The following is a 14215-nucleotide window of genomic DNA, read 5'->3' as shown; positions in this document are numbered from 1 at the left end:
GGAGGACTTTTATGGAGACTATACTTGTTATAGATGATGAAAAAGATTTAGTTATGATAATTAAAGATGCACTAGAGGCCAATGGATACAATGTTCTAACTGCTTATAATGGATTTGATGGAATTGAAATATCTAGAAAAAAACCAGATCTTATTATTCTAGATGTCATGATGCCAGATATAGATGGTTTCAATGTCTGTAATCTTATAAGAGATAATGTGGATTGCCCTATACTGTTTCTATCTGCAAAAGACAGTGAAGGAGATAAAATCAAAGGACTTGCCATTGGTGGAGATGACTATATAGCTAAACCTTTTAGCTTAAAAGAGTTAGTCTCTAGAGTTAAAGCCCATTTGAGACGTGAAAAAAGAAAAACTAAAAAAGAAGACAATAACTATTTAAATTTTAGAAATTTAGATATTGATCTAAAGGGTTTAAATGTAAGGATAAATAATGAAAATATAAACCTTACTAAAAAAGAATTTGAAATAGTAGAACTCCTAGCTTTAAATCCTGGCCAAGTATTTTCAAAAGACCAAATATATGAAAAAGTTTGGGGATATGACGGACTAGGAGATGCCTCTACTGTTACAGAACATATTAAAAAAATTAGATCTAAGATAAGTTCCCTTGATAAAGAAAATAAATACATTGAAACAGTTTGGGGACTAGGCTATAAATGGGAGGCCTAAGTGTGAAAAGTAAAAGCTTTAAAAAACAATTTGTAGTAACTTTTATAAAGATACTACTTTTAAGTTTTATTTTTTCTTTTCTTTCGTTTTTTATATGGATTAGAGTCTTTGATCATATTAGCTACCCTGCTAATTATTATGAAAAACAGATTGCAGATATAGTTGAAAGTATAAATGAAAATTATGACAATGTACTAGACAAAAGTTTTGAAAATAAAATGAATGAAATAATACCTCATAAAGGGGTACTTTATCAAGTATTAAATAAAGATGGAAATATAGTATACGGAACACTAAACAAAAAAGTAATAGAAGATAAAAAAGAATTAGTCACCAATATAAACTCTACTAAATCCTTTAATAGAACTTCATTCGCTAGAATTATTCCTATTCTAGATAAAGATGACAATATAAAAGGTGCTGTTGTATTAAGCTATAAGTTAGTAAGTACACAAAAAACCAGTAATACTGTTTTATTCTTATTAGCTAAATCAATGATATTTTTACCATTTATATTTATAATAATGTTTACATTTATCTATGCTAAAAAATTAAGTAAAGAAATAAATAAACCAGTAAATATACTATTAAATGCTTCAGAAAAAATCAAAAATCAAGACTTAGATTTTACTATTGAATATAATGAAAATAATGAGTTTACAAAACTTTGCAATGCTTTTGAAGACATGAGGGTAAATCTTAAGGACTCTCTTATAAAGCAATGGGATTTGGAAGAAAAAAGACGAGAAAATATAGCAAATATTGCCCATGATTTAAAAACTCCTCTTACCATTGTAAGTACTTACTCGGAAGCATTAATAGATGATACAGTTAAAGAAGAAAAGTTTAAAGATTATATAGAAGTAATTAAAAGAAATAATGAAAGAGCTTTAATCTTATTAGAAGATATGAACAAAATTTCTAATATTGAAAATCCTAATTTCATTTTAGAACCTGTAGAAATTAATATTGTTAAGTTTTTAAAATTAAAAGAAAAAGATTTCAAACTTCTATGTGAAGAAAAGGGAATAAATTTCAAAATAGATATTATAGACTCAAGAGAAAAAAAATTTATAAATAAATTTGATATTAAATCCATAGAAGAAATATTAGATAATTGTATATCCAACAGTATTAGATATACAGAAAAAGGTGAATCAATAAAATTAAATATATTATGCAATGATGAAGATATAAAATTTTCCATTATAGATACTGGAAAGGGCTTTAGTAATGAAGACTTAAAAAATCTATTTAACAAATTTTACAAAGGAGATAAATCTCGTTCATTTACAACAGGACATTCTGGCCTAGGCATGTATATAGCTAAGACTATCGTAGAAAAACATGGTGGAAATATTAAAGCTTATAATAATAATCCAAAGGGAGCTATTATTGAATTTAATATAAAACCTAAACACGACACAATATGTTGATAGATAAATCATCTATCAAACTTAAAATTAAAACAATAATCCCAAAATTCTTCAATTTCCTTGGATATATATTTGTTCTTATGATAGATAATATTGAATTTACGTTTCAATTCAATATTATCTATTTTTATATGAAACAATTTTTTACTTTTCAACTCACTATCAACAGCCATTTTTGAAATAACTGAAACACCTAAATTAGATATTACTGCATTCTTTATAGCCTCAGAACTATTAGATACACATTTAATAGTTAAATCTAGACCTTTTGATAACATAATATTTTCAAATAGTTCCCTTGTACCACTACCACTTTCCCGAAGAATAAAATTTGCCTTAGACAATTCCTTAAGAGTAATATAAGGTTTTTCTCTAAAGGGATGCTTATCTCCACATATAAGAATTAATTCATCATCCATAAAAGCTTTAGATACTATATCTTTACTATGGATAGGCCCTTCAACGATACCAAAATCCAATTCGTTTTTTAGTACCATCTCTTCAATAATTGTTGTATTATCTATTACTGATTCTATATCAATATTAGGATAATCATCAAGAAATTGTCTAGTAAGTTTACCTAAAACATAAGTCCCTACTGTTATAGAAGCACCTATTCTAAGTAGACTATTTTTATCTGTTTGTCTAATACTCTTTTCCATTTCATCAAACAAGGTAACTATATGCCTAGCATAGCTTAAAAACTCTTTCCCTTTTTCTGTAATATATAGTTTTTTAGATAATCTTTCAAAAAGTTTAATGTTATAATATTCTTCAATTTCTTTTATTGTTTGACTTACAGATGGTTGTGCTATAAAAAGCTCTTCCGCTGCTTTTGTCATGCTACCAGTATCTACAACCGTTATAAAAATTCTTAAATGTCTTATATTCATAATTTCCTCCTTTCATAGGTAATTACCTATCAATTATATAAGATTATAATATTTTACAAATAAAATATCAAATGTTAAACTCAATATGATTACAGCTTAGGAGGGATTATATGAGAAAAACAAGTAGTTATTTACCTGGAATTTTAGTATGTGTTGTTATTGCATTGATCTCATCTTATTTAGGAGGGCAAATACCTTTAGTTGGAGGGCCAGTTTTCGCTCTTTTATTAGGTATAATAATAGCTTTGTTTATTAAACCTAATGAAAAAATAAATCCAGGTCTAAAATTTACATCAAAAAAAATGTTACATTTTGCAATCATATTATTAGGATTTGGACTTAATATTGGTCAAATATTAGAAGTAGGAAAGTTTTCACTTATAGTTATGATATTTACTTTAACAGCTTCATTTGGATTTGGATATTTGTTTGGCAAATTATTTAATATGAACTGGAAGCTTTCAAGCCTTATTTCAGCTGGTACTGGAATATGTGGAGGATCCGCTATAGCTGCTTTATCTCCAGTTATTGAAGCTGATAATAGCGATATAACTTATGCTATTTCAGCTACTTTTATATTTGATATTGTAATGATTGTACTATTTCCTATAATGGGAAAGAAACTTGGACTTTCTGACTTAGCTTATGGCCTTTGGGCAGGAACAGCAGTAAATGATACTTCATCTGTAGTAGCTGCAGGCTATGCTTACTCTAATGCAGCTGGAGAATTTGCTACAATTGTAAAATTAACTCGTACGCTTTCTATTATACCAGTAGTTATAATATTCTCTTATATAAATCAAAAGGTAAAACATAAAAATTTAATAGCTGAAGATGGATCTGAATATCAAAAGATATCTCTTAAATCTATTTTCCCCTATTTTATTGTGTTATTTATTCTAGCTGCCATAATAAATAGCTTAGGCTTAATTCCTACTAAATTAGGATTAATCATAAAAGACACTAGTAAGTTTTTTATGATAATGGCACTAGGAGCAATAGGACTTAAAACAGATCTTAAAGAAATAAAAAACTCAGGTCTTGCACCTATGCTTCATGGCTTTATAATATCAGCTATTGTTGTTATTGTATCACTATGTGTTCAATTTACATTAGGTCAAATATAAAACAGCAATAAAGTAAATGAGGATATATGAACCATATATCCTCATTTATTTTTATTTATTAATTTTTTCTATAGCTTATCAAAGAAAAAAGACTTTATTACTGCAAGATATTCTCTGATATGTGAATATAAAATTATCGTTGGAGGTGTTTTAGCAGGAAGTCCATAGGGAATTGCTCCAAGCCTTTTAGCTAATAGTTTTGATCTAAAAACATGATACCTATTAGTTGCTATTAAGATACTTATGTTTTCTTTATCATCCACTTCTCTTATTTTGTCTAAGCTGAATTTTAGATTTTCAAAAGTTGTTGTAGATTTATCTTCTAGAATTATTCTATCATTTTCAATACCATTATCTACTAAGTATTTCTCCATAGCCTGCGCTTCTGAAACATCTTCATCTATACCTTGTCCACCAGATACTACCACTTTGATATCATTATTTTCAATTAAATATTCTCTTGCAATACTTAGTCTTTCTTGTAAAGATGGAGAAGGCTTATCCCCATATAGTCTTGCTCCTAAAACAATCACATAATCTACTTTTTTAGTTGACATATTCCTTCCCTCTATAATAATCAAACTTTCAATAATTATAAAAGATATTGCTAATATTGAAAGCAAAGTAATCAATATTCTAGCCATTATTTTTTTCATAGTATATCCCCCTAGTATACAATTACTATATATTAGTATACTATACCTTAATGCTATAGGTCATCTTTTTCCAAGTTAGTAACTTCATTATATTCTAATTTACCTTTTATTAATAACCACAAAAAATTCATTACTGCAAATAACAAGAACATACCTCCTATGAAAATTGGTATGAAATATGGATATTCTGGCAATATATCAAAAAATGGATTTTGTGGTTTAACTGCCAAATAGGCATAATTACCTCCAGTAATTTTATTTAATATTATTACTATTAAAATATATAACATGCTTATTTTATAGCTATTTAGTAGTGACTTCTTTGTCGGAGTATAATCATATATAATTCCTAAAAATAATATAGTTAGTATGATTCCAATATGGCCTAAAAAGAATTGAATAAACATTGCATTAGGAAATCCTAAATTTGAAGTATCAGGATTTAATAGTGCCATTATAGCTCCTGAAAATCCCCAATAGAATAGTAAATCAAAATATTTATCATTCATCTTAATTAACAAAATTATACATAATAACTCACTTATCCTACATGGATATAATGGTAAAGATTCTTTTAATGTAAAGTTTCCAGTAAATATATACCATGAATATAACAAAATTTGTTGTATAATTAATATAGTTAATAAAAGTCTCTTTCCTACTATTTGATGTTTATTATTATTCCTTAAATCTCCTTTAAAATGAACTATTATCATACCTAATAATACTACCGATAACATTATTTCTAGATGTATTTTTGAAAAATAAGCTATTCCTGGATTGTTTGAATGAAAAAGTGAAGAAATGAAATATTTCATATTGAAATCTCCTATCTAATAAATTTAATTAATAATAATTTATTTTACCACTAATTAAATTCTAATACCAGAAAAATTCCTTATATACAAATTATATTTATCTAGAATTAAGTGAGCAAGTGAGTCAAAGGACCGTCCCCTGACTCATATTTCTTTTAATAAATTTGCCATTTCTATTGCTGTTATTGCTGCATCATAGCCTTTGTTTCCACTCTTAGTTCCTGCCCTTTCAATAGCTTGTTCTATATTGTCCGTAGTAAGTACCCCAAATATGATTGGTATCTCTGTATCTAGAGAAATATTAGCTATTCCTTTTGATACTTCACTTGATACATAGTCAAAATGAGGAGTTGAGCCTCTGATTACTGCACCAAGACATATTACAGCATCATATTTTTTAGACTTTGCTAATTTCTTTGCAACTAGTGGAATTTCAAAAGCTCCAGGAACCCAAGCAATTTCAATGTCTTCTTCTTTTGAACCATGTCTTTTTAATCCATCTAGTGCTCCAGATAATAGTTTACTACCTATGAATTCATTAAATCTTCCTATAACGATAGCAAATTTGAAACCATCAGCAATTAACTTTCCTTCATATGTTTTCATCTTTCCATCTCCTCTATTTTATATTTAATATATGTCCCATCTTTTCTTTTTTGGTTTTTAAATAGAAATAGTCTTTCTCATTTGGATTTATTTCTATTGGAACTCTTTCAACTACTTCTAAGCCATAACCAGATAATCCATGAATTTTTTTAGGATTATTTGTCATGAGTCTTATCTTTTTTGCTCCTAAGTCTGCTAATATTTGAGCACCTATTCCATAGTCTCTCAAGTCTTCTGGATACCCTAATGCTAAATTTGCTTCTACTGTGTCCATGCCTTGTTCTTGAAGCTCGTAGGCTTTGATTTTGTTTATTAGACCTATTCCCCTACCTTCTTGTCTCATATATAAGATTATTCCTCTTCCTTCTTTGTCTATCCTTTTCATAGCTTCATGAAGTTGTTCTCCACAATCACATCTTAATGAACCAAATACATCTCCTGTTAAACATTCAGAATGAACCCTTACAAGTACTGGTTCGTCTTCTTTAATATCTCCTTTAACTAATGCCACGTGGTGTTCACCATTTATTTTGTTTACATAACCAACTAGATCAAAATCACCATAAATAGTAGGCAATTTCGCTTGTGAAACCCTTGTTACAAGTATTTCATTTTTTCTTCTGTATGCTATCAAATCAGCAATAGTTATTATTTTTAAATCAAACTTCTTAGCATATTCAAAAAGTTGTGGTGTTCTTGCCATTGTACCGTCTTCATTCATTATTTCACATATTACTCCTGCAGGGTATAGTCCTGCCAATCTAGCAAGATCTATTGCAGCTTCTGTATGTCCTGCTCTTTTTAATACTCCGCCTTCTCGTCCTTTCAATGGAAAAATATGTCCTGGACGTCTAAAATCCTCACCAAATATATTTGGGTCTAGTACCTTTTTTACAGTAAGTGCTCTTTCTCCAGCTGAAATTCCCGTAGTTGTGTCTTTATAGTCAATAGAAACAGTAAATGCTGTTTCATGATTGTCTGTATTGTCACTTACCATTTGCTCAATATTTAACTTTTCTAGTCTTTCTCCTGCAATAGGCATACAAACTAATCCTCTTGCATACTTGGTCATAAAGTTAATCTTTTCATCCGTCACTTTTTCAGCTGCTATTATTAAATCTCCTTCATTTTCCCTATCTTCATCATCAATAACTATTACAAAATTACCTTTTGCAATATCTTCTAAAGCTTCTTCTATGGTATTAAACTTTGTCATTTTAGCCCTCCTAAATAAAACCATTTTCTTTTAAAAAATTCATATCTATATTACTTTCTTTTTTAACATCTGTATAATTAAGTAATTTCTCAACATATTTCCCAATTACATCACATTCAATATTAACTAAGTCCCTTGTATTCTTTTTGGTTAATGTAGTGGCTTCTTTGGTATGAGGAATTATGGAGACTCTGAATATTTCTTCATCTACATAACTAACTGTAAGACTAACCCCATCTATAGCAACAGAACCTTTGTAGACTATATATTTAAGTATTTCCTTAGAAGATGATATACTTATCCAAATTGCATCTCCTTCATTTTTGAACTCACTTATTAAACCAGTTCCATCTATATGTCCAGATACTATATGTCCTCCTAATCTGTCTCCGATTTTTAATGCTCTTTCTAAATTAACAAGGCTACCACATTTTAGGAATCCTAGATTTGTCTTTCGTATAGTTTCAGCCATTACATTTGCTTTAAACGAGGAATTGTCAAATTCATTTGCTGTTAGACATACTCCATTAACAGCTATACTATCTCCTATTGATATATTTTCAAATACTTTCTTGCATTCAAAAGTTATAGTCCATATTTTGTTTTCCTCTACTATGTCTAATACCTTTCCAACTTCCTCTACAAGTCCAGTAAACACCTAATCACTTCCTTATTTTAAATAAGCTTCAATCATTATATCTTTGTCCATATTAGTCATTTGTAAGTTTTTAAGATTAATTACATTCTTTAAATAATCTATCCCTGGTCCTTCAACGGGAGTCTTAGCATCTCTTCCCCCTATAATCTTTGGAGCAATAAAAAACACAACTTTGTTTACTAAATTTTCTTTTAAAAAACTAAAGTTTACTTCTCCACCTCCTTCAACAAGCAAACTATCTATTTTTTTCTTTCCCAATTCCTCAATTAGAAATTGTAAATCTACTTTATTGTTTTTAACTGGAGTTATTATTACCTCTGCTCCCCTTTCCTTAAATGCTCTTATATTTTCTTCAGATGCAATATCAGTTACTGCAATAATAGTGTTAGAAGAATTTATGTTTAATACTTTTGAATTAAGAGGAGTTCTTCCATGGCTATCAAGTACTATTCTTACAGGGTCACTACATTCAACATTATTTAATCTTGTATTAAGCATAGAATCATCCATTATTACCGTGTTTACACCAACTAATATAGCTGATACTTTCTGCCGTAATAGATGCCCGTATTCTCTAGATTCTTCCCCTGTTACCCATCTTGACTCTCCTGTATGTGTAGCTATCTTTCCATCTAAGCTCATACCAGCTTTCATAATAGTAAAGGGTCTTTTAGTAGTTATATATTTAATAAATATTTCATTAAGCTTTTCTGCTTTTTCTCTTAAAACTCCGACTATTACATCAACTCCATTATCTTTAAGTATCTTTATTCCCATACCTGATACTATTGGATTAGGATCTTCCATAGCTATAACTACCTTTTTAATTCCACTTTCAACTATCCTATTAGCGCAAGGTGGAGTCTTCCCATAGTGAGAACAAGGTTCCAATGTAACATACATAGTAGCATCGTGGACATCTTGGGTTGCATTATTTAGTGCATTAACTTCAGCGTGACTTTCTCCATATTTTTTATGATAGCCTTCAGCGATTATATTCCCATTCTTTACAATCACTGCTCCTACTAAAGGATTGGGGCTTGTAAATCCCATACCTTTTTCTGCAAGATTTAAAGCTACTTTCATAAAATATTCATCATTCATATTATCCCCCCAAAAATTATTAAAAGCCCCGAAATTTATTTCAGGGCTTGATTAAGCACTTTTATATAACAAGAATAATAATTACAATTACTCCTATTAATATTTACACCTTCTTTCATCCAGACTATACTGTCGGCTTCGGAATCTCACCGAATCATGCCTATTAGGCTCGTGGGCTTTACCACCGGTGGGGAATCACACCCCGCCCTGAAGGAATATTCAGTTTTCAATATTATAATAACATTGTACAACACATTTATCAATACTAATTATTTCTCTCTGTATATATTTTATTCTTAATAAACTAACTTATATAGATTATACACTTATTATATAAGATTTAATAATATTTTATTGAATAAATTTATATGATATAATTTTTTATAATGATATAATTAATACTAAGTAGAGGTGTTTATAATGCACAAAACAAAATGTAAAGCTTGCCCAATAGGTTGTGAACTAACGATAGTTAAAGATGAAACTGAACCTTCTAAATATATTGTAACCGGTAATAAATGTAATAGCGGTAGGGAATTTGGATTAAAGGAAGTAACAGAACCTTCAAGAATCATTAATGGTAGAGTACTTCTTAAAAATGGTGTCATAAGTCGTCTCCCAGTTAAAACTACTGGAATTGTTCCACATGATAAAATAAATGAATGTATGAAAATAATTAATTCAACAGAAGTAATAGCACCTATAAAAAAAGGTGATATTGTTATTGAAAACATACTCGGTTTAGGTATAGATGTAGTAGCTGCAAGAAAAGCTTAATAAAAATGAATCTAATGATTTTACTTTTTCATAATCAGGTCCAATATTACCTACAATAAAAGGAATAGGTTGAAATCCATATCCCATGTTTAATATGTTTTCTGCTATCCTTAGATGTGCAATCCAAGTTGCCATATTATCGTCTCCTTTGATTAAATATTCCAAACTAGCTTTGATTATAAAAAAACATTATTTGGGTATTCTAAGTTTGAGGTGAATCGTATGATAGATTTTGTACCTAAACAAATATTTTATGAACCAGATGCACTTAATTACCCACTTGGGAAAAAACTTGTTGAATATTTTAGAGAAATAAATATTCCAATGAAACCTACTACTTCTCACAATAGAGTTACAGGTATAGTTGGAGATACACCAGGAGAAGCTTATGGTGCAGCAAAACAAACACTAGTTATTGGAGTTAGGAGAAGTAAGGAATTTCAAACTTGTAAACCCTCTGCCAACTATCAACTTCCACTAGCTACATCTTGTCCTGGTATGTGTGAATACTGTTATCTTTCAACAACCTTAGGTCCAAAACCTTATCTAAGGGTATATGTAAATATTGAAGAAATACTTGATATAACAAAAAATATAATTGAATCTAGATCTCCTGAGATAACAATATTTGAAGGTGCAGCTACATCTGATCCTATACCTGTGGAAAAATATACTGGCAATTTAAAAAGAACTATAGAGTTTTTTGGTAAGGAACCTTTAGGTCGTTTCAGATTTGTTACTAAATTCACTAATGTAGATAGTCTTTTAAACATAGAACATAATAACCATACAAGATTTAGATTTAGCTTGAACTGTCAACAAGTCATTCAAAATTTCGAGCACAAAACACCATCTCTTCTTGATAGAGTAATTGCAGCCTCTAGGGTATTAAAAGCAGGTTATCCTATTGGATTTATTATTGCTCCTATATTTAGATTTGAAAATTGGAAAAATGAGTATACAGAGCTTTTTATACTATTAGATAAATATTTATATGATAATATGCCATCAAATTGGACTCCTAGTAATTTAACCTTTGAATTTATATCTCATCGCTTTACAACAAGGGCAAAATCAAACATAACTAACGTTTTCCCTAATACTAAACTTCCAATGAATGAAGATGAAAGGAAGTTTAAATACGGTCAGTTTGGATATGGTAAATATATATATCAACCTAATGAAATGAATGAATTAAAGGAATTTTTCTTAAGTAAAACAAAAAAACACTTTCCAGGAGCCAAAATTGAATATTTTGTTTGAATTTTATTTTGTATATTTTTCAATACAAGATTTACAAATACATGCTTTACCTCTTTTATCCTCCGGAACCATTTCTAAAACATATTTTGGTATTTCAATATGTTTACACCAACAATCTTTACTACCATGTTGACAATTGTTTCCTTTTCCACAAATAGGACAAATTTTTTCAGTTTCTTTTAAAGTCACTACCTTCACTCCTTCTATTTATTATAAATATATTTTATCATAATAAATCAATTTTAATCTAAAAAAATAATAATTTCATTTAACACAAGATTAAGACCTATTCCTAATATGTATTTTATATTGTTAACGTTTATCTTTTTGTTCTTGATTTTCTTTATAATACTCAACAATATATTCGTCTAATTTCTGACTTATTTCCAAAATTATTTCTTTACTAAAATTCATTTTATTTGCATTATGCAGTATATTTCTAGTTACTTCCATTTTATCTTTTATCTTCATGCTATATACACCCCTAAAATAACAATCTATATAATTTTATACTATATATTGGCTTATTGCAAGCATTCTATTTATGCTAATTGCAAGTTATAATATAATGTATTTTTCGTTAAAGTATATACTAGGTAGGGAGTGAATAAAATGGAAAATAAAATCGTAATAGATAATAAAGCTATAGGTAAAAGAATACAAAGAGAAAGAAAAAAACTTGGACTCTCACAAGAAAAGTTTGCAGAAATGGTAGACCTTTCAAATTATTATATCGGTCAATTAGAACGAGGAGAAAGACAAATGAGTTTACCTACCTTAGTAGAAATTGCAAATTGCTTACATATATCATTAGATCAACTTGTATTAGGAGAATCAGCATATGAAGTTAATCACATTACAGAAACCTCTGGTATTTATAATCCTAATAATGATAAAAACATAGAAATAATTAATTTAATTAATAAATGTTCGCCTAAAGAATTAGATTTATTTATCGAACTTATTAAAACCATCTTGCCTTATATTAAAAAATAATCCCTAGAAAAATTATTTTCTAAGGATTTTTTCGTATCATTATTAATATTCAACAATTTCTACCTTTTCCATAACTACAGGTTCTAGTGGTTTATCATTTCCATCAGTCTCTACTCCTGCAATTTTATCTACTATTTCCATTCCTTCAAATACTTGCCCAAATACTGTATGCCTACCATCTAGCCAATATGCACCACCTAGTTCTTCATAAGCTTTCACAATAGCTTCAGGAAATCCTTTTTCTTCACCTAATTCTTTCATTTGAGCAATAATTTCTTTATCTACTTTAGTATTTTGTACAATAAAAAATTGGCTTCCATTTGTATTTGGTCCACTATTTGCCATAGATAGTGCTCCTCTAATATTTCTACAATTTACATCAAACTCATCTTCAAAAGACTCACCCCAAATACTTTCTCCACCCATACCTGTACCATCAGGATCTCCACCTTGAATCATGAAATCAGGTATTACTCTATGGAAAGTAACTCCATCATAATATCCATCCTTTGCATGGGTTTTGAAATTTTCAACTGCTTTGGGAGCTGCTTCTGGAAAGAACTTGATTTTAATAGTACCATGATTAGTTTTTATTATAGCTATTTCTTCTCCCTTTTGTGGTAATCGTAATTGTTCCATTTGATCTTCTCCTTTAATTATATTTTCTTTTACTTCTCCTTCAACTACCTTTTCTTTACTTTCACATCCAGTCAATATAATAACCGTAATAGTAAAAATAATTAAAATAGCACCAAGCTTTTTTCTTTTCATATCTCTATTGTCCCTTTCTTAGAATTTTATATTTATATATATGATACATCACCAAGAAATTTTTTCAATAGATTCATCTTCACAAAAAGATTTTACATTGTATAATAGAAGTACATCTTCAATGTTCTTGTCTCTCATGAAATCACTTAAATCCTCATTGTAATATCTAAGATCAACCATATAAATCTCACTAAAATGTTCTGTTAAAAATGGAATAAAACTATTTGCATATGAATCCTTAATAACTAATAGTGTCTTTCCATTATTAACATTAGTACTAATCTTTAATACAGGATGATTCCCATTTAAAAAAACTGTATACTTGTCTTTTTTATTTAGATTATCCATGTCATAAATAGATTTTGAAGTTTCTCCTTCGTCATAATATTCAACTTCATATGTATTCTCAGCTTTAGGAATATATAATTGAATACTATCAGGGTCTAATCTTCTAAATCCTCCCTTTGAATATAATGAACCATAAAAGCTGTCTGAAACCTCTTTTATCTTAAAATCGTCTTCTAAATAAGGTTCAAAACCCATATATTTACCTAATTCTCTATAAGCATAATATGCTCCCTTTGTTGTCCAATGATGGTCTGTTTTATAATAAATATAATCATCCTTATTATTAGATAATACTCCATATACATCAACAAAATCAACACTATCATCTATTGAGTATTTAACTTTATCTATAAAGTCAAGTTCATTATCTACAGGTGCAAACTTTGGTAATTTTTCTTCCATTACCTTTACCGAATTAGGCACCAACATAAAGTATATATTTGTTTGAGGATTTGAAAATGCAAAAGAATTAATAGCATTTAACTTTTTATTGAAGTCTTCAACTTCTGGCTCATTAAACTTTTCCATTAGATATCCATCTTTACATAAAAATACTTCATTGTTTTCCTTCTTGCCAATCATTCTTTCACAATCACTCTTTACCCCAATAAAAAAATCTCTAAAAGGAAATTGGTCAGAAATGTATTTTTCAAAATTTGAAGTATAATCTCCTTTAAATAGCTTTTCCATTGAAAACTGTGGTTTTTGCTCTAATCTTCTATTTTCTATATCTGAAAAATCCCTATCTGGAACCAAAATATTAATAGTACCTATAGTACCAATATATATGAGTAAAAGTGATCCTATTAACTTTTTATATATATTTTTATTTACCTCCAAAATAATACCTCATT

18 protein-coding genes and 1 riboswitch are annotated in these 14215 nt (G+C 28.7%); of the genes, 6 read left to right on the top strand and 12 right to left on the bottom strand.

Features of this window, described 5'->3' with window-relative positions:
* Positions 1-11: 11 nt before the first annotated feature.
* Both BQ9840_RS00800 and BQ9840_RS00795 read left to right on the top strand, forming a co-directional pair.
* A complete protein-coding gene (locus tag BQ9840_RS00800) occupies positions 12-692 on the top strand; it encodes a response regulator transcription factor (RefSeq protein WP_077367124.1) in 681 nt (226 codons plus the stop codon).
* Positions 693-694: 2 nt separating this feature from the next.
* On the top strand, positions 695-2128 hold the full coding sequence (locus BQ9840_RS00795; protein WP_159436051.1) for a HAMP domain-containing sensor histidine kinase: 1434 nt from the start codon (positions 695-697) through the stop codon (positions 2126-2128).
* A gap of 8 nt (positions 2129-2136) precedes the next feature.
* On the opposite strand, the gene BQ9840_RS00790 is transcribed toward BQ9840_RS00795, so the two are convergent.
* Positions 2137-3021 carry a LysR family transcriptional regulator gene (locus BQ9840_RS00790; protein ID WP_077367120.1) on the bottom strand — a complete coding sequence of 295 codons (885 nt, stop codon included), beginning with the start codon at positions 3019-3021 and terminating at the stop codon, positions 2137-2139.
* 110 nt (positions 3022-3131) lie between these two features.
* Between BQ9840_RS00790 and BQ9840_RS00785 the strand changes: the two genes are divergently transcribed.
* On the top strand, positions 3132-4148 hold the full coding sequence (locus BQ9840_RS00785; RefSeq protein ID WP_077367118.1) for a YeiH family protein: 1017 nt from the start codon (positions 3132-3134) through the stop codon (positions 4146-4148).
* Between the two features lie 68 nt (positions 4149-4216).
* Here the strand turns inward: BQ9840_RS00785 and BQ9840_RS00780 are convergent, their stop codons facing one another.
* The 6 genes from BQ9840_RS00780 to ribD form a co-directional block, all read right to left on the bottom strand.
* Positions 4217-4804 carry a YdcF family protein gene (locus tag BQ9840_RS00780; RefSeq protein WP_200804836.1) on the bottom strand — a complete coding sequence of 196 codons (588 nt, stop codon included), beginning with the start codon at positions 4802-4804 and terminating at the stop codon, positions 4217-4219.
* Positions 4805-4857: 53 nt separating this feature from the next.
* Positions 4858-5622: a YwaF family protein gene (locus tag BQ9840_RS00775; protein WP_077367116.1), complete on the bottom strand. Its 765-nt coding sequence runs from the start codon at positions 5620-5622 to the stop codon at positions 4858-4860.
* A gap of 144 nt (positions 5623-5766) precedes the next feature.
* Complete coding sequence (ribE, locus tag BQ9840_RS00770) at positions 5767-6228, bottom strand: 6,7-dimethyl-8-ribityllumazine synthase (protein WP_077367114.1); 462 nt, start codon at positions 6226-6228, stop codon at positions 5767-5769.
* Between the two features lie 13 nt (positions 6229-6241).
* Positions 6242-7444, bottom strand: a complete 1203-nt coding sequence (locus BQ9840_RS00765; RefSeq protein WP_077367112.1) for a bifunctional 3,4-dihydroxy-2-butanone-4-phosphate synthase/GTP cyclohydrolase II — start codon at positions 7442-7444, stop codon at positions 6242-6244.
* 10 nt (positions 7445-7454) lie between these two features.
* On the bottom strand, positions 7455-8102 hold the full coding sequence (locus tag BQ9840_RS00760) for a riboflavin synthase (RefSeq protein ID WP_077367110.1): 648 nt from the start codon (positions 8100-8102) through the stop codon (positions 7455-7457).
* A 12-nt stretch (positions 8103-8114) separates the two neighbouring features.
* Entirely contained in the window at positions 8115-9206 is a 1092-nt protein-coding gene (gene ribD, locus BQ9840_RS00755) for a bifunctional diaminohydroxyphosphoribosylaminopyrimidine deaminase/5-amino-6-(5-phosphoribosylamino)uracil reductase RibD (RefSeq protein WP_077367108.1), read from the bottom strand.
* Between the two features lie 103 nt (positions 9207-9309).
* Positions 9310-9425: riboswitch (FMN riboswitch) on the bottom strand.
* Between the two features lie 201 nt (positions 9426-9626).
* Here ribD and BQ9840_RS00750 point away from each other — a divergent pair.
* Positions 9627-9983 (top strand): DUF1667 domain-containing protein, encoded by a 357-nt coding sequence (locus BQ9840_RS00750; RefSeq protein WP_077367106.1) that lies wholly within the window; start codon positions 9627-9629, stop codon positions 9981-9983.
* On the opposite strand, the gene BQ9840_RS12465 is transcribed toward BQ9840_RS00750, so the two are convergent.
* Positions 9948-10118, bottom strand: coding sequence for a hypothetical protein (locus BQ9840_RS12465; protein ID WP_159436050.1), 171 nt, complete (start codon positions 10116-10118; stop codon positions 9948-9950). The genes BQ9840_RS00750 and BQ9840_RS12465 overlap by 36 nt on opposite strands.
* Positions 10119-10205: 87 nt before the next feature.
* Between BQ9840_RS12465 and splB the strand changes: the two genes are divergently transcribed.
* Positions 10206-11246 (top strand): spore photoproduct lyase, encoded by a 1041-nt coding sequence (gene splB, locus BQ9840_RS00745; protein ID WP_077367104.1) that lies wholly within the window; start codon positions 10206-10208, stop codon positions 11244-11246.
* 3 nt (positions 11247-11249) lie between these two features.
* Here the strand turns inward: splB and BQ9840_RS00740 are convergent, their stop codons facing one another.
* On the bottom strand, positions 11250-11435 hold the full coding sequence (locus BQ9840_RS00740) for a cysteine-rich CWC family protein (protein ID WP_077367102.1): 186 nt from the start codon (positions 11433-11435) through the stop codon (positions 11250-11252).
* Positions 11436-11558: 123 nt separating this feature from the next.
* The gene (locus BQ9840_RS00735; protein WP_077367100.1) at positions 11559-11717 is read right to left on the bottom strand and encodes an aspartyl-phosphate phosphatase Spo0E family protein; all 159 of its coding nucleotides are present in this window, start codon (positions 11715-11717) and stop codon (positions 11559-11561) included.
* Between the two features lie 141 nt (positions 11718-11858).
* Between BQ9840_RS00735 and BQ9840_RS00730 the strand changes: the two genes are divergently transcribed.
* Positions 11859-12242, top strand: coding sequence for a helix-turn-helix domain-containing protein (locus tag BQ9840_RS00730; protein ID WP_077367098.1), 384 nt, complete (start codon positions 11859-11861; stop codon positions 12240-12242).
* Between the two features lie 42 nt (positions 12243-12284).
* Here BQ9840_RS00730 and BQ9840_RS00725 read toward each other — a convergent pair whose 3' ends face one another.
* Positions 12285-12881, bottom strand: a complete 597-nt coding sequence (locus BQ9840_RS00725) for a peptidylprolyl isomerase (RefSeq protein ID WP_200804841.1) — start codon at positions 12879-12881, stop codon at positions 12285-12287.
* Between the two features lie 180 nt (positions 12882-13061).
* Positions 13062-14201, bottom strand: coding sequence for a DHHW family protein (locus BQ9840_RS00720; protein WP_097677443.1), 1140 nt, complete (start codon positions 14199-14201; stop codon positions 13062-13064).
* Between the last annotated feature and the right edge of the window lie 14 nt (positions 14202-14215).

The organism is Anaerosalibacter sp. Marseille-P3206 (assembly GCF_900155565.1).
In the GTDB taxonomy this organism is placed as follows: Bacteria; Bacillota; Clostridia; order Tissierellales; family Sporanaerobacteraceae; genus FUHM01.
The sequence above is the reverse complement of the archived record's forward strand: the minus strand, read 5'-3'. Positions and strand labels throughout refer to the sequence as shown.